Origin of the sequence: Halobacillus sp. Marseille-Q1614, from assembly GCF_902809865.1 — a bacterium.
Taxonomy (GTDB): Bacteria; Bacillota; Bacilli; order Bacillales; family Halobacillaceae; genus Halobacillus_A.
On the sequence record NZ_CADDWH010000001.1, the window covers coordinates 111379 to 127635 of the forward strand.

General features: G+C 41.8%; 20 protein-coding genes. 16 read left to right on the plus strand and 4 right to left on the minus strand.

Going from position 1 to position 16257, the window contains the following annotated elements; all coding sequences use genetic code 11:
* Nucleotides 1-44: 44 nt before the first annotated feature.
* Nucleotides 45-1307, minus strand: a complete 1263-nt coding sequence (locus HUS26_RS00565) for a hypothetical protein (protein WP_173915301.1) — start codon at nt 1305-1307, stop codon at nt 45-47.
* A 283-nt stretch (nt 1308-1590) separates the two neighbouring features.
* Here HUS26_RS00565 and HUS26_RS00570 point away from each other — a divergent pair, with 283 nt between their 5' ends.
* Together HUS26_RS00570 and HUS26_RS00575 are read left to right on the plus strand one after the other, a co-directional pair.
* Complete coding sequence (locus HUS26_RS00570; RefSeq protein ID WP_173915302.1) at nt 1591-1770, plus strand: CsbD family protein; 180 nt, start codon at nt 1591-1593, stop codon at nt 1768-1770.
* 143 nt (nt 1771-1913) lie between these two features.
* Entirely contained in the window at nt 1914-2384 is a 471-nt protein-coding gene (locus HUS26_RS00575) for a GNAT family N-acetyltransferase (protein WP_254434102.1), read from the plus strand.
* 259 nt (nt 2385-2643) lie between these two features.
* On the opposite strand, the gene HUS26_RS00580 is transcribed toward HUS26_RS00575, so the two are convergent.
* On the minus strand, nt 2644-3279 hold the full coding sequence (locus HUS26_RS00580) for a phosphatase PAP2 family protein (RefSeq protein ID WP_173915303.1): 636 nt from the start codon (nt 3277-3279) through the stop codon (nt 2644-2646).
* A 234-nt stretch (nt 3280-3513) separates the two neighbouring features.
* On the opposite strand from HUS26_RS00580, the gene HUS26_RS00585 reads away from it, so the two are divergent.
* Entirely contained in the window at nt 3514-4032 is a 519-nt protein-coding gene (locus tag HUS26_RS00585) for an AAA family ATPase (protein WP_173915304.1), read from the plus strand.
* Between the two features lie 309 nt (nt 4033-4341).
* Complete coding sequence (locus HUS26_RS00590; RefSeq protein ID WP_173915305.1) at nt 4342-5019, plus strand: HAD hydrolase-like protein; 678 nt, start codon at nt 4342-4344, stop codon at nt 5017-5019.
* A 208-nt stretch (nt 5020-5227) separates the two neighbouring features.
* Here the strand turns inward: HUS26_RS00590 and HUS26_RS00595 are convergent, their stop codons facing one another.
* Nucleotides 5228-6970: an ABC transporter ATP-binding protein gene (locus HUS26_RS00595; RefSeq protein WP_173915306.1), complete on the minus strand. Its 1743-nt coding sequence runs from the start codon at nt 6968-6970 to the stop codon at nt 5228-5230.
* A 303-nt stretch (nt 6971-7273) separates the two neighbouring features.
* On the opposite strand from HUS26_RS00595, the gene HUS26_RS00600 reads away from it, so the two are divergent.
* From HUS26_RS00600 to HUS26_RS00645, 10 genes are all read left to right on the plus strand, one after another.
* A complete protein-coding gene (locus HUS26_RS00600) occupies nt 7274-7678 on the plus strand; it encodes a hypothetical protein (RefSeq protein WP_173915307.1) in 405 nt (134 codons plus the stop codon).
* 2 nt (nt 7679-7680) lie between these two features.
* Entirely contained in the window at nt 7681-7932 is a 252-nt protein-coding gene (locus HUS26_RS00605) for a hypothetical protein (RefSeq protein ID WP_254434103.1), read from the plus strand.
* Nucleotides 7933-7947: 15 nt separating this feature from the next.
* The gene (locus tag HUS26_RS00610; RefSeq protein WP_173915309.1) at nt 7948-8259 is read left to right on the plus strand and encodes an alpha/beta fold hydrolase; all 312 of its coding nucleotides are present in this window, start codon (nt 7948-7950) and stop codon (nt 8257-8259) included.
* Between the two features lie 259 nt (nt 8260-8518).
* Entirely contained in the window at nt 8519-9235 is a 717-nt protein-coding gene (locus HUS26_RS00615) for an N-acetylmuramoyl-L-alanine amidase (RefSeq protein WP_173915310.1), read from the plus strand.
* Between the two features lie 491 nt (nt 9236-9726).
* The gene (locus tag HUS26_RS00620) at nt 9727-10488 is read left to right on the plus strand and encodes a TerC family protein (RefSeq protein WP_173915311.1); all 762 of its coding nucleotides are present in this window, start codon (nt 9727-9729) and stop codon (nt 10486-10488) included.
* 304 nt (nt 10489-10792) lie between these two features.
* On the plus strand, nt 10793-11257 hold the full coding sequence (locus tag HUS26_RS00625) for a DUF4362 domain-containing protein (RefSeq protein WP_173915312.1): 465 nt from the start codon (nt 10793-10795) through the stop codon (nt 11255-11257).
* A gap of 32 nt (nt 11258-11289) precedes the next feature.
* A complete protein-coding gene (locus HUS26_RS00630; RefSeq protein WP_173915313.1) occupies nt 11290-11493 on the plus strand; it encodes a hypothetical protein in 204 nt (67 codons plus the stop codon).
* Nucleotides 11490-12656, plus strand: coding sequence for a VWA domain-containing protein (locus tag HUS26_RS00635; protein ID WP_173915314.1), 1167 nt, complete (start codon nt 11490-11492; stop codon nt 12654-12656). Before HUS26_RS00630 ends, HUS26_RS00635 begins: the two co-directional genes overlap by 4 nt.
* Nucleotides 12657-12810: 154 nt before the next feature.
* Nucleotides 12811-13374, plus strand: coding sequence for a copper resistance CopC family protein (locus tag HUS26_RS00640; RefSeq protein WP_173915315.1), 564 nt, complete (start codon nt 12811-12813; stop codon nt 13372-13374).
* A gap of 119 nt (nt 13375-13493) precedes the next feature.
* The gene (locus HUS26_RS00645) at nt 13494-13661 is read left to right on the plus strand and encodes a YfhE family protein (protein ID WP_173915316.1); all 168 of its coding nucleotides are present in this window, start codon (nt 13494-13496) and stop codon (nt 13659-13661) included.
* A 298-nt stretch (nt 13662-13959) separates the two neighbouring features.
* Here the strand turns inward: HUS26_RS00645 and HUS26_RS00650 are convergent, their stop codons facing one another.
* Nucleotides 13960-14229, minus strand: coding sequence for a hypothetical protein (locus tag HUS26_RS00650; protein WP_173915317.1), 270 nt, complete (start codon nt 14227-14229; stop codon nt 13960-13962).
* Between the two features lie 114 nt (nt 14230-14343).
* Between HUS26_RS00650 and HUS26_RS00655 the strand changes: the two genes are divergently transcribed.
* Nucleotides 14344-15255, plus strand: a complete 912-nt coding sequence (locus HUS26_RS00655; protein WP_173915318.1) for a DMT family transporter — start codon at nt 14344-14346, stop codon at nt 15253-15255.
* Between the two features lie 182 nt (nt 15256-15437).
* Nucleotides 15438-16241 (plus strand): ABC transporter ATP-binding protein, encoded by an 804-nt coding sequence (locus HUS26_RS00660; RefSeq protein WP_173915319.1) that lies wholly within the window; start codon nt 15438-15440, stop codon nt 16239-16241.
* The last annotated feature ends 16 nt before the right edge of the window (nt 16242-16257 follow it).

Genomic DNA, 16257 nt, shown 5'->3' on the forward strand with positions numbered 1-16257 from the left:
ACCCAGAAAAATAAGAAAAAAACCCTGCGCAGGCAGGGTTTTGGTTAATCTCGTTCTTCCTCGGCATCCTTTTTCTCTTCGGCCGCTTCTTTCTTTTCTTCGGCTGCCTCTTTTTTCTCTTCCTCGGCTTCTTTCTTCTCTTCTTTGGATTCCTTTATCTTTTCGTAACGCTGGCGCTGGCGGTATCCATAAGTGGAAGACAGGACAACATCTTCATTCTCTAGGGCAGACCCGAGCGCGCCAATGATCGTTGAAACACTTGTCGCTGTCCATGCAATATAGAAGTAATTGACATACCCTGTACTGCCAGATAGCTGGGATTCCAGCATGCCTATTGGAATCAGGACAATAACTGCAACAGAGAACAAGAGGAACAATAAGACGTAATACAGACAAACGGTGACAAGGAGCGTAAAGAAAGTCGAGGCATTGTATAACTTCCTTAAATAATCATTCCCTCCACTATCGGACTTTCTTTCCCATAATCTGTGAGCCAGTATGATCCAGCCGACCATAGCCAAAATAGCAACGATCGAAAGCATGAACATCCGCCATATCCCGTAATTATTACTGAGCTGCCATAACGTCGGAAAAACAAGGGCGTAGGAACCAGTCGTAAAGGCGATAATGATCACCTTCATAAAAGCTGGAAACATCGCCCACGGACGGTTGGCCCGGACCATCCCTGTCAAAACTCTTAATGCTCCGCTGAACCGTGACTTCACGGTAAAGCGGACATCAATATTCGATTCATTCTCATCCGGTGTTTCCCGCTGAATAGGGGAAAGGCGTTCAAACGCCCGCTTCCCGACCAGTCTCGTAGAGCTTTTATTTTTCAGCTCTTCATGTTCGCCGTCGTCTTTGGACTGGATCCGCTGTTCGGCCTTCTCCCGGTCTTCGTCCGAGCTTCCATAATACATCTCATTCACTAATTGTAAAATTGATTCACGGACTCGTTTGAGCATAGGGGTGGACCCAAGTCCTGGAAGGCTGATCAAGGCAACATTTTCTTCTTCAAATGCCTCAGCTACAATCGGCCTTTTCCCTTTAAACAACGGCAGATCGGTAAGACAGATCGCAAAATCCCATTCTTCTTCCGCCTTTTTATCCATGGTGTCCCCCAGCACTTCCAAGGACTTTTCCGTCCCGCCTGTAAGAGGGTCCTCTATATAGTCCGAATGCCACTCATATTGATCATCCACATAATAACTGAGCAAATCGGGAAGTTGACTTTGCAGTTCTTTTCCTATTTTATTTGGATATCCCGGTGCTGTAATTAATCCTAGCGTTTTCTTTGATTTGCTCATATCTTCACCTCTTCTACCTCTCTCATATTATCTAATACTATATAACCATAATTTAATTCTTCTAAACTGGAATAGCGCGTAGCTGGTACCAGGTACCGGTAGAGAGAGCTTCGGTACCAGGTACCAGCAGACATCCCATCGGTACCAGGTACCCAGAAAAAAAAAACTTACTGGAGCAGGATTTTGAGGATGTGAAGGGAGCGCTGATAACAAGGGGAATGTTTGATTAGAAATCTTCCGGGAATACAATCAATAACAAACGATACTAGGAGTGTGAATATTTATGGCAGATAGAAACGGATTGAGTGATAAAGTGAAAGGAAACGTTAATAAAACAAAGGGAGAAGTTAGGGATCAAGTAGGAAATGCTAAAAACGATCCTGAAATGCAGTCAAAAGGAAAGAAAGATAGAGCCAAAGGAGATATGCAAAAAGGAATTGGGAATTTTAAAGACAAATTGTAGAAATAGAGAGCACCCCCTTGATTGTAAATAATCGAGGGGGTGTATTTATTTTAAGCAACGGTGAAGTTAAGAGAAGCGTTTTGAAATATTTGGCTAAAAGGTTAATAATAAGATAGAACCTATTTCTTTAAGGAGGTGGAAGGGTGATCCGTTTTGTTAAAAGTGAAGATTATTATGTTCTATCACCTTTGATTAATGAGTGGTGGGGCGGCAGAAACATGTCTCACCTGCTGCCAAAGCTGTTTTTTGATCATTTTAACAATACAAGTTTTATAGTAGAAGAAGATAACAAAGCAGTTGGTTTCTTAATCGGTTTTTTATCCCAGTCTAATAAAGAGGAAGCTTACATCCACTTCGTAGGCGTTCACCCGGAATACCGGAAGCATTATATCGGAAAACAGCTCTATCACGAATTTTATCGAGCCGTTAAAAGAGAGAATAGAAGCATTGTTAGAGCTGTGACTTCACCCGTTAACAAGACTTCCATTGCCTATCATACAAAGATGGGGTTTGAGATAAAAGAAGGGGATAAAGAAGTGGAGGGGGTTTCGGTGTATTCAGATTATGATGGACCCGGAAAAGACAGGATATTATTTATGAAAAATATTACATAAGGAACAATGTAATTACTCTGGAAGGAAACACGAAGAAAGCAGAAGTCCAACGATTTTGCGGAGCTAAAAATCCCTGGGTTCTAATTACACAGCCGTAATGATGAAGTGGTGCCATTTGCGCATTTCGAGTATTACTCTCATAAGCTTCCGCATGCCATGACCCGGAAATTTGAAAACTACGGCCACTTTTTTAGGGATGATCTTCCTGAACTTTTAGACGACGTCCAGTCATTACGCCGTTAAAAAAGAAGAGCAGAAGCTATTGACAGCCCTGCTCTCTGGATGTGCGCTTGAAAGTTGCCATCAGCCAAATCAGCTGCAGCCACACCAGCCCTGCAAATAATCCCGCAGCAACGTCCGTCGGGTAGTGAACACCAAGGTAAACTCTGGTCCACAGCACCGCTCCAATTATGGAAACCGTGAGGACAGCAGCCAACCCTTTTAGAAACGTGCTGTGTGTCAGATACAGCACGACAAGTAAAACAACTCCGTAAGTGAACGTGGCATACATAACATGTCCGCTTGGGAACGAAGCGAGGCTTGCATTAGTAAAAGCATCCACTGGCGGGCGCTCTCTATCGAAAAAGGCTTTTAAAGCATGATTAACCTCCCGCATGCCCCATAGGCCGACAAGAATCCAGATCAACATCCGGTATTTTTTCAAAAACAGTAGAATCAGAAGAAGCACGGCTCCTATTCTTGCACAAATCCAATAATCCCCAAAGTGTGTTAAGAAGAGGGCGGATTGCAAGGCCTCACCTTCCTGAGCCGTGCTGAACCACTCCACTGTCCGGTCGTCCCATTTTACTATGTAAGGTGTGCTTGCTTGAATAGCCCAGGCTAATAAAATAAAGAGAAGCGTACTGCCGGCCATAATACCAAGTGATCTCCTCATAACGAACCTCCTCCATGGATTCCTTACCTAGTTTTTAGCATATGGATTTTTTTATGCTTTAGAATCATCTTAGAAGGAGATCCTTAACTGATTCAGTATGGTTTGAAAAAAGGACTGCTGGCGGAAATGTGATTTTTCTGTGTGAGGCGTCCTTTAGAGTTAAGAATTGCTCCAAGGCAGATGGGGCATTTATTACAATGTACTAAGGAATGAGGAAGGTAAGGTGATCTAGAAATGAGTATACAAAGTAGTAAATCCATTTACATAATATCAGGTCCTTGTGGAGTGGGTAAGTCTACGATCACAAAAGCACTCGCGCAAGAGATGGAAGAGGCTGCTCTATTAGAAGGGGATGTCATTTATTCCATGCTTACTGTTGAGCTTTCGTGGGAGCGCCATTTAGAAATCGTATGGCAGAATATCCTTTCGCTTACGAGGAATTTCGTTGAAAACAACCTTAATGTCGTGATCGATTATGTCGTGGAAAGTGAGTTGGAGTGGTTTTGTAAGCAGCTGACGGAACTAAATGTTCACATCTATTATGTCGTTTTACGAGCAGATGAAGAGGTGCTAATGAAGCGGCTGAATAAACGAGGAGATCTTCAATTAGGGAAGCGTTCTTTACAATTATTAGAGGAACTGGAGGGGAAAAAGTCTAATCAGTCATTTCTCTATGATACAACGGACAAGCACCCATCGGAAATTGCCGAAGATTTAAGAAATCGTTTTAAACAGTTTAGAATTAATGGATAACGATTAAGTAACAGAGGGTGTAGCTTCTACTGCAAAATAAGAAACAGTTCTTTTTTAAAACTCGTACCAGCATTGTATTGAGTGCCGAACATTTCATATAGTCTTATATTGATTGGGGCGATTATCATTCTTGGAATATTCATCGTAGGTTGAACTTTTTAATGAAAACAGGGATACATATGCTTTTCGATTAACAGGAGAGGTAACGAACATCAGGAGTGGAAGTCGCTCTGTCATAGAGATTGAAGTTACCCAACATGAGATCAAAGGAGATTCACAATCTTTAAGAAGAAATTAAGGAGAGATTCTATGAGCAGAACCGTTATTTTTGATATGGATGGAACACTTTTTCAAACCAATACCATTCTCGAAATATCACTAGAAGATACATTTAATCACTTAAGATCCAACGGCCAATGGGAAGGGGAAACCCCGATTGAAAAGTACAGAGAAATCATGGGAGTACCTCTAGTTACGGTGTGGAAGAGCTTACTACCTGATCACTCCGAAGAAATAAGGCATGAAGCCGATGAATATTTCCTCGATCAATTGATTGCAAATATTAATAAGGGTAATGGCGAGTTATATCCGCATGCAATAGAAATGTTGAATAGCCTAAAGGAGAAGGGTTATTCCATTTTCATTGCCAGCAACGGGCTGCCCCAATACCTTGAGGCCATCGTTACTTATTACAGCTTGGACCAATGGGTGAAGGAGACGTTCAGTATTCAGTCCATCCCTACGTTGGATAAAGGAGATTTAGTGAAAAGTATTTTGGTGAAGTATGAAAAGGAAAATGCGGTTGTCGTAGGGGATCGATTATCCGATATTCATGCGGCAAAAACCAATCACTTAATGGCGGTAGGCTGTAATTTTGACTTCGCTGTGGAGGATGAACTCGCTCAGGCAGACAAGGTTATCGACGATTTAATTCAGCTGCAAACAGTACTGGACGGCCAACTAGCGGAGAGAAGCAGGCGAGCATGAAGATACGACGAGCAGCTGTAGAAGAGGCTGAATCCATAGCCAATCTTCAGGTGGATACGTGGAAAACCACCTAGAGGTTTCTGGCAAAGTACTGAGCGAATGTGTTTATGGGTGGAAGGATATAACGAAGATCATTTAAGCATATCGCTTCCCTATGATAACGAGAATAAAGAAGGCTCCCACTTAATCAAAGTGAGAGCCTTTTCTATTAAACTTGTAATTCAAATTGCTTCGAATACAAATGGGAATAGTTCCCCTCTTTTTCAAGCAGCTGCTCATGCGTACCCTGCTCTGTGATTTTTCCATCTGATAGGACGATAATTCTTTCGGCATTTCGAATTGTTGATAATCTATGGGCAATCACTAAAGTTGTACGGCCTTTGGCTAATAACTCCAGAGATTCCTTCACAATGCTTTCACTTTCGTTGTCTAGTGCACTGGTCGCTTCATCGAGAATGAGGACAGGCGGGTTTTTGAGGAAAACGCGGGCAATACTTAGGCGCTGTTTCTGACCTCCTGACAGTCTTACACCACGCTGCCCAATTTCAGAGTGATACCCTTGTGGCAAGCTAGTAATGAAATCATCCGCATTTGCTTGTTTAGCTGCTGCAATGACTTCCTCATCGCTGGCCTTTGGGCTGCCATATCGGATATTTTCCATGACAGTCCCTGAAAAAAGGTAAATATCCTGGTGGACAAAGCCAATGCTGCTTCTTAGATAGGCTAGGTCAATATCACGAATATTTTTACCATCCAGCAATATTTCACCCTCAACTGCTTCATAAAAACGAGGAATCAGAGAGCAGAGAGTCGTTTTCCCTGCACCGGATGGACCGACGAGTGCCACATATTCTCCAGGCTGAATCTGCAGAGACAAATCCTCAAAAACGTGACCCAAGTAGTCTTCGTAACCAAAAGTAACATTTTTAAATTCAATATGTCCTTTAATAGCTGGCAGCCTTTTTGCGCTTGGTTTGTTGTCAATCGCTGGTTTCGTATTCATGATTTCCATAAACCGCTGAAACCCCGTAATCCCTTCCTGAAACTGCATACTAATGTGAGTGAGACGCTGCATCGGTTCGACCATGAAACCAATGTATAACAGAAAAGTAATCAGGTCGGCTAAGTCCAGCGACGCATTAACAATTTGCACAGCGCCAAAGATGATCACTGTAATCGTAATTAATTGAATGAACGTTTCCATACCATTAAAAAAATAAGCTTCAGCCTTATACGTTCCCTTTCGGCTTTTAAGGAAGCGGTCATTCTCTCGATTGAATTTTTCGATTTCTAATGCCTCATTAGCAAAGGATTTAACGACACGTATGCCGGCCAGACTATCTTCGACCTGTGCGTTCACATCACCAATCCGTTCTTTATTGTTCGTTAATGCCCGGTTCAATTTCTTATTAAAATACAAAGAAAAGATCCCAAGGATGGGCAGGAAGCAGAAGACGGCAACGGTCAGAGGAGCATTGATAAAAAATAAAATAACGAATGCTCCAACAAAACGTACGAGATACTTGACGTAATCTTCCGGTCCATGGTGATAGAGTTCAGACAGCAGCAATAAGTCGTTGGTGATTCGAGTCATAAGCTGACCTGTTTTTTGCTTATCATAAAAGCTGAAAGGAAGCTTCTGCATATGGGAAAACAATTCACTTCGTAAATCACTTTCCATGCGGGCTCCAATTTCATGTCCCTTGTAATCTACAAAATAGTTCCCGATATTTTGTACGATCACTAACAGTAACATCAGACCGCCAATCCAAAAGACATCATGTAGTGCAGTGGATAGGCTGCCTTCAAGAACGTCCTTGGTAACGTAGCGGACAAGTAACGGAAATACCAAAGTTAGTGAGGAAACGATCATAGCACAAGCTAATACGGTAAGGAAAATTCTCAGGTACGGCTTATAATACGAAAGAAATTTATTAACTGGAAATTGCATAGTTTACCCCTTTATTGTGTTATTTAAATGAACACATATAAGGGGGACGACCGTTAAACGTTAAGAAGGCGTACCACCCTTATATGTTTGTACGGTTTTGATCGTGATATTTCTCATGTAAATAGCCTCCTTCTTATTAATTAAATTTATTGTAAACGTTTTCTTGGAAAAGGAAAAGTGAATTTAGAGATGTTTACGGGATCAGAAGGGGATTAGTAATAAATCTCGAACTTGTTTTATATACCAGTTTATAGGAAGTGAAGTAATTCTCATCATCCGAATATGAATAGGAGGGGCTATGAAGTGAAGGATTGGTTAATTTTAACTCTAGTCCTCGGAAGTATACTTACGGCTTGTTCAAACGATATCGAAAATAAGGGGAATGAAATTATCGTCCAAGAACGAATCGGAGAAACTGATCAATATATTGATCTAAGAAAAATAGATACCGTGGATCAAGTCGATCAGGTAAGGGATGAGATAAAAGACATGAAGTGGGAAAATGCAGTCGTAAGTATGAACCAGCCTGCGGATTTTAGATTTTACTTTCATGAAGAAAGTAAAGTTTCAGGACTAACGTATGAACTATGGATCGGTCCAAGCCTTGAGACAATAGAATTAGTGTATGAAAATAAATATGTTCAGCTGAATGAAGAAAAGTCATCGAAACTGTTTGAGATTCTTATTGGTGAATGGTCAGGGAGTTGAATATGAAAGAAAACAGAGATCACGGGTTTGAAGATATTTTTGAACTATTCAAAAGGTGTAAGTTTTCTAACTGTACCCACACAAATGAGCCGGCCTGCGCAGTTCAAGAAGCCATTTTAGAAGCGATTCTTTCAGAAGAACACTTCCATAATTATTATAGAGAGAAAAATGAGACAGAATATATTTCTAAACAAAAGAATAAAACGAAGGCCAGGGATTATATGAAACAGAGGAAACTCTTTCGCAAGCCCTAAAAAGGAGGAATTCAGGTGAAAGAGTTCTATAAAACATCGGATGGCTGTACTTTTCACGGATATGAAGCCGGTGACAAAAATCTTCCTGACCTTCATGGGATGACGGGTGATTCCCGGAGTTTTCTCGGACTGATTGATTACTTTAAAAATGATTTTCACCTCATTATTTTAGATCTTCCCGGTCATGGAGAAACGGAGCCGTTAAAATATGAGGAAGGGTATAGGTTTTCTTCCCTTGTCAAAAGGATTTTTCCTGTTATAGAAGAGATGGCGAGCAGCCCATTTTATATTCTGGGGCATTCTTGGGGAGGGGGCCTTTCCTTATAAATTTAACTTATTAAGCCAACAAAGTATTCCTTCAACAATCGGAACTTTAATGGATTTTAAAAAGGAAGCCCATGTAATGTTAATAGGACCTATACTTTTAACCCAATCAAATTTACAGCCTTCATTTGTAAGAGGGCGGCTGTAAAGACATATAATCATATAAGAGTTAACTTTTGTGTCACCTGCCGCTGCACTTCTTTCGATTATAAATTCGAAGGGTGTATTTTTTGTATTAAATATATAAGAAAGGGTGCAGGTTATGTCCAAGAAAATCTTTGCCTTAGACCCAGGTCACGGAGGAAAAGACCCGGGGGCCACTGGCTCGGGAATAAAAGAAAAGGATATCGTTCTTGATATTTGCCGGCGTGTTCAGAAGTATATAGCTGAACATTATGCTGGTATCGACTGCCGGCTTACGCGTCCTGCTGACTCATTCATTTCGCTTACAGATCGTACGAAGAAAGCCAATCAGTGGAACGCAGATTGTTTTGTCTCCGTCCATGTAAACAGTGCGTCTTCCCGTGCAGCGAATGGTTTTGAATCGTACATTTACACGACTGATGGTAAAACCACAAAATCGTACGCCTTACAGCAAAAGCTTCATCCTGCCCTTGCTGAACTATGGACGGAGAAAGGACGAAAGGACCGTGGCAGGAAAAAAGAAAATTTTGCCGTCATTCGGGAGTTTAAAGGGGCGTCCGTGCTCGTCGAACTTGGGTTCATCGTCAACCAGCAGGATAATAAGCTGCTGCGGGATGAAACTTTTCTTCAAACGAATGCTGAAGCCCTGGCTGATGCCGTTGCTTCTTATCTTGATGCCGACAAATCTAAAAATAAATCCAAAGCAGCTATTTACAGAGTAAAAGTAAACGGCCGTCAGGTGGGAGCCTACGCAGAAGCGGAGAATGTGGGCCGGGCCGTAATGAAAGCCATCAATTCTGGCGAGAGTGTAATCAACGTTGAGTTAATCCAATAGGTGGCTAAATGCAGTATCATGAGGGGAATTTTGCAAAAGGGTGTTTATTTGCGTGTCTGCTGTCCATTCTGTTATGTGGAATTATTCTTGCGGTTATATTTCTATTTTACAGCCTCATGTAAGGAGAATAACAAAAGGGTTCTTTTTTACTAAATTAAGGGTGTTTGAGTCATGTTTGCTCTCTTTTTACTATCAGAAAAGGTCCTCTTACCTATTATAATGGAAGGTTTTTATTCTTTGATATAAGAATTGGTTAAAAGAGGAAAGTTGCCTTTTATATGAAGCTTTGATATATTTCGAGTAGTTAAAAAGGGGAGTAGCTTTAACAGTATTGTCGTCATCCCAGAGTTCAACACTCTCGGCAATACTGGCGGCATAACGTTGCTAGCAAGACCTTTACCATTACGGTAAAGGTCTATATTTTTAGAGGTCTTTACCGTGTGAAATTGGTAAAGACCTCTATTTTATTTTTTGAAAGGAGAAAAACTGTTTTGGATTCTATATGGATTGAATATGGCTGGACTTTATTAATCCTGATTGGCCTGGAAGGTTTGCTGTCTGCCGACAATGCACTTGTATTGGCAGTTATCGCAAAGCACTTGCCGGAAGATCAAAAGAAACGTGCAATTAATTATGGGATTTTAGGTGCATTTATATTTAGATTTGGTACTCTATTCGCGATTTCTTTTATTGCCAACGTGTGGCAGGTTCAGGCGATCGGAGCTATTTATCTCATTTATTTAGGTTTGAAAAATATCCTTGGTAAATCATCAGATGAAATGGAAGAATCCTCAGGAAAACAAAGGGGGAAAGGTTTCTGGCCTACAGTTGTTAAAATTGGGTTAGCTGATTTAGTATTTGCCATTGACTCGATTCTTGCCGCTGTTGCCTTAGCAATCGCTCTTCCAAATTCTCCGCTGCCGAACTTTGGAGGCATGGATGGAGGTAAATTTATCATTGTGGTAACAGCCGGAATTGCGGGGCTGGTATTGATTAAATTTGCGGCCACATGGTTTGTGAAACTTCTTGAAACTCGTCCAAGCTTAGAAACGACAGCTTATATGATTGTTGCCTGGGTTGGAGTCAAACTTGCTGTCATCACCCTTTCTCATAAAGAAGTCGGCGTGTTAGATGTGCATTTTGCCCACGGTACGGCTTGGACCGTTACGTTCTGGACTGTCCTTCTGTCAATCGCAGCGGGCGGCTGGTTCCTATCAGGCAGGGATCTGGCTCAGGAAGGAACAAATCATTAGAATGACTGGGACGCTTATCTTTAGGAGATGAGCGTCTTTTTCGTTTGCTTTAATATCATATAATAAAAAAATTCCCTCACCGTAAAGGGACCATGAGCTTGTAGAAAAAACTCATGCTTTTTAGACGACCGACGGTTCTTTCGAAGGGTAAGTGCAAAGGGCTTCGGGAAACGGCTGGAATTAATGATTTACTTAAAATAACGATTGAGTTATTTACATCGTTTTGAAATAATTGGTATTAATAAAATAGGAGAGAAAGAAGGAAATCGAGCTGAAGAAATTTCTGTTAGTTATCATTATTTTTTTGGCGGGTTGCATTGGAACCAATAGCAATACGGAAGTACAAGTAGAAGAAATCGAAAAGAAGCCTATTGAAGAATTGTCAACTAAGGAAGCCGATATAATTGAACGTCAGGGGGTAAATCAAAACTTAGACTTGCTGGAAAGTTTTATTGATAGTGCGGAGGCTAATCAAGAAGAAAAAATCAGGGTCGTCAAATACTATACAGACAAAGATGATCCTGGATCAGAAGGAGCGATGATCTACGAGCTGAAATCGCGGTATGACGAAAATGCCGATCAGAAGTGGATTGAAGTAAAACCGGACTATACCTATTATGAAGCTGAACAAAATGAGGAGTTTACAGTCCTTAACTACGGGCAGCAGTGCAGCAGCATTACAACAGATGAGGAACAAATTTTTTATGTATTAAGAGAATGCCACTCAGGTTGGGAATACAGACTGGTCCCAACAAAAAATGGTGTTTAAATATAAGGGGAAAGGGAGGAGTGGGGATACCCATGAAAAATTATCTTTACATATGGTTGTTGGGGAGTTTTCTCCTTTTAGCCGCATGCAGCGAGAGCAATGATACCTCATCTGATAAAGACGAAGAGCCACGGAAAGAGGAGGAGGCTGAGGAGGAAAGTCAGGAAACGGCTTCTCTTGGATCTGAACCATTTAAAATAGATCCAAAAGACACGATAGCCTGGATGAAGGCATGAAGGCAGGGCCTGGTCAATATCCAGCGGATGAATATGATGAGGAAGCGGTACATGCCCAAATCGACAAATGGCCGGATGGGTTAGAGCCGGAAGAATATTTTTACGGAATTGTATCTTTGACCGCAGTAGATTACCGGGAATATCAGGAGTTTCTGGATACAGTAGTCGTAGAATTCGATGAAGTAACAGCAACGCCAGATGGTGAGAGCGGGGGCGGTGCAGAAGCACCTTTGCCAGAACTGAACGTGCAGATTTTACTCGATGCCAGTGGGAGTATGGCAGGCCAAATAGACGGTGAAGTGAAGATGGACCTAGCGAAAGAAGCCATTACGGAGTTCGCAGAGGATCTGCCGGAGAATGCGAAAGTTTCTCTTAGAGTTTACGGCCATGCGGGAACGAATCAGCAGGATGGAAAAGAAGAATCCTGCTCGACGACAGAAGAAGTGTATGCTTTAGGGTCCTACAACGAGAATCAATTTAATGAAGCGTTAGATCAGTTTTCGCCGACAGGCTATACGCCGATTGGGCTTGCTATCGAAGAAGCAGCCGCTGATTTAGAGGGGATAAGTGGGGATGACGTTCAAAATGTAGTCTACGTTGTGAGTGATGGAGAAGAAACGTGTGGCGGAGATCCTGTAGAAGCGGCAAAAGCTTTACATTCCTCAGATATCGGTGCTCTAGTAAACATTATTGGCTTTGATATTGCGGATTCTGAGCGCAAGGCTCTTGAAGCCATTGCACAGGCAGGAGAAGGGGAGTATTTAGGGGCAGACACCGCGCAGGATTTTCGCGAGACGTTTAGAGAAGAAAGAGCTGTTCTGATTGATGAATGGTTTGAATGGTCCTCAGAGAATGTAGAAGCAAATTATGATCAAATGATGGAATACGTTGATTTATCGAATGAATATTCCCAGGAAGCCGTTGAATTGAACAACGAAGAAGAGCAGCGCCAAAGGGAACTGACGGAATATATGGAAGAAACGATGGAAGATGCCGACACGATTGCTGTCCGCAGTATGATTTCAAAACGTGCTATCAACATGAGGCAGCATATACGGGATGAATTCCTCGATATGAGGCAGGAAGCCCGGGAGAAAGGCCTGGAAATTCGCCAGGAGGTACGCGAAAGAGGGCTGGAGGAACGACAGGAATTACGGGATTGACAGATAAGGATGGAGCAGCCTTATTGAATGAACCTGAACAACAGCTGAATTGTAATCATTCAGCATAGCGAGTGGATATTTCCTCTGGTATAACTGTAAGTGTTAAGGTGAAAAAGTCTTAGCAATAACCATTTACTATCGAGAGGAGTTTAATATGAAATATAGTTACTTTCTTTTTCTTTTGATTATATTGGCTTTTCCAATTAAAGTCGGCGCTCATACCTATTTGGAAAGTTCCAATCCAGAAACCGGTGAGACCGTTACAGCGAAAGATCCAGTAGTTACCTTAACATTTGATTCTTCTGTCCAAGATCTAAATACGATTACCGTAACTGATGCTTCCGGAAATAAAACGACGATTGAGGAAATCACACATTCTCCTGACAATGTGATGGAGGTCACGCTGCCTGAAGAACTAGAGAGTGGGGACATCCAGTTGTTTTACAGCATTGTCGGGGAAGATGGCCATGTGATGGAAGAAGAGATTACTTACACATATGAGGGTACTGAAGAAGAGGAAGCGGCTGAATCCGAAGAGCTGGCAGAAGAACAGGCCGAAGAACAAGCAGAAGAATCTAATCAAGAAACCGGTGAGGAAGCCATTGACAGTTCACAAGAGGAAGAGTCCTCTCAAAGCTCATGGCTGCTGCCGGTAATTGCTGTTGGTTTGCTTGCTGTGGCTGGAATTGCATTCTTAGTGACCAGGAAGAAGTCATGATTTATGCCATTACCAATGGATTGCTCTGGGGTAGCCCTTCTGTATAAAATCATGTTTGATGAAGCTGTGGGATGGGAAGAAATACAGTATAACCCAATTCCACAGAAAGGATGAGCACTATGACAGGCAAGCAGCAGTATCAGCCGATCAAAGGAAATGGGATCGAATTATCTGATGCGCAGGAAGTCGTTTACGCAAAAGAATTTAAGCAGGCAGATATTGCGGGAGGCTACCGCAAGCCGAAAGTAAAAGAAGCGAAAAAAGAAAATCCAGATTTAAAACAATAACTTTCTATTAATAAAGCAGCTGTAAAAGGCTGCTTTTTTGTTGTCTAGGAAATTATAAAATTCCAAGCTGTGGATATATATGTTTAAAAGATCGACATCCAGCTCCAGCACCCAGACACTCGCGTCATAAGCAATCCGCCCTGCGGAAGGGAAGGCCACCTTCCTCCGGCCGTTTTGCTTATGCGTTTCGTGTCTACCAGGGCGCTTTAAGCCTTTGTTCTTTGCACTTCATTTATGGGGCAAAAGTAAAATTAAATAACCAACCATACAAAAAGAGCGATACGGATCATCGCTCTTTCTATATTTTAGTCAGTGTTTTCAGCTCAAAATGGTCGGCTATCCAGTCGAAGTTCTTCGCGGCATTGAAAAGATGTTTTTCTGAGAAGTTGTTGATGCTTTCCCACATTTGATTATCTGTTACTTTAAAGGTATAAGTATTTCCTTCAGTGAAAAAGCAATGATGCGGGGCATTAAGGGCTTTTCTAAACGACTCTTCATCTGCTGCTTCGGCTATGAACTTTGGAATGCTGCTCATGATACATTTTTTACACTTTGCTTCAAATTGCATATCTAGCACCTCTTTTTTAATGATATCCTTTAAAATGAGTGTTACCAAAAATTAATAGATTTATAACTTCATAGCTATCGTTTTTAAAAAAAACGATGAGAGGCGGGATGAGCATTGCGATTGTTAAGTGCATTAGTAGGTTTGAGTTTAATATGGGGACTTTCCTTTGTATTTATAGAGAATTTAATAGGACCCGCCGGTGTGTGGGGAACGGTTTTCCTTCGCTGTTTAGCAGGGGCCGTCATCCTGACCCCTTTATTTATTATAAAAATGAAACAAATTAATTCCCCCTTGCCATGGAAGTCCTTAATTACGTTAGGTGTTGTGAATGCCGCACTGCCATGGGGGCTTATCGCTCTTAGCCAGACGGAAATCACGAGTAATACAGCGGCTGTCCTTAATGCTTCAACACCCATAATGACAGGATTAATTGGATTCTTTATCTTTTCTGTAATTCTTCGCAAAAAGCAGTGGGCAGGAATTATCCTCGGGTTTATTGGAATTCTCATACTTATGAATTTTGATGTGGCCGCGCTGTTTTCTGAGGATTTCATAGGAATAGGAACAATGGTGCTGGCCACCGCCTGCTATGGGTTTGGCTCTCAATTTACAAAACGATACTTAAAAGGCTTTAATATCGTTATTTTAACCACCATTTCTCTTTATATAGGAGCTGCAGCAGGGGCAGTTCTCACAGCTGTGAGCAGACCTGGTTTCTATGGAACGATTTTATCGTCGGTTGATATGAATCTCGTAATTTCGTTAATCGGCTTAGGATGTTTTGGGTCGGGAATTGCACATCTTTTACTTTATTACTTGATCAACAATGGAGGTCCGGAGTATGCAAGCACAGTTACTTATTTAGTGCCTGTTTCTGCACTGTTTTGGGGGAGTTTCCTTCTTGATGAACCAGTGACTAAAAACTTAGTGGCTGGACTTCTCATTATTTTTACGGGCGTCTTCTTAGCCAGTCAAAATATAAAATTCTTTAAAAAGCCCTTTCTGATGCTTGAAAGAAGAGGGTAGGGATTTAAAAGAGCGATGGGGGATCATCGCTCTTTTAATAAGCCTTAGGAAATGCTTTTTCCCCAGTATTTCTTCCAAATTCGCTTGTAAGGAGTACCGTAATCTTAAGAAAAAGAAGTCCATGTTATGATAAATAGAAATTAATATGACATTTGGAAAAATGAGAGAGGAGAGCCGTGCCTATGGTGTTAAAAATGGAAAACGTCTCATTAAGACGCGGGGACAGGTGGATACTAAACGATATCAACTGGCAGATTGAAAAAGGAGAGCACTGGGTACTGCTCGGTTTAAATGGATCTGGAAAAACGCTTATCTTAAATCTGCTCAATGCCTATACCTTCCCGACCAAGGGAGAAATCAACGTGTTAAATATGCAGTTTGGAAAGACGTATCTGGCTGAACGACTCCGCCAGCAGATCGGCTTTGTTTCGTCAGCGATTCAGCAGAAGATCCACCGTGGCGATAATGCCTTTGAAGTCGTTCTAAGCGGCGCTTTTGCTTCGATCGGCCTTTATGAAAAGCCTACCGAGGCAATGAGGGAGCAAGCCATTTCCCTGCTTGAGGACCTTGGCTGCATCGAATATGCCAACCGAAATTATGAAACCTTATCACAAGGAGAAAGGCAGCGTGTGCTGATCGCCCGGGCCTTAATGGCTGAGCCTTCCCTGCTGATCCTTGATGAGCCGACAAACGGCCTTGATTTTATTGCCCGTGAAAAATTGCTTGAATCCATCGAAGCCCTGGCACAAAAGCCGGACGCCCCGACGATGATCTTCGTTACTCATCATGTAGAGGAGATCCTGCCGGTTTTCCATAAAACCTTACTGCTGAAAGAAGGACAAGTTTTTCATTCGGGAGATACGAACGAGATGATGAACAGCGAGACGCTTACCGAGTTTTTCGGACTGCCGGTTCAAGTAAGCTGGAACAACGATCGTCCGTTTTTATCTAAGGCAGAAGAGGCTAAGTATAGAATTGACAGCTGAATCTATTATTTAAGAG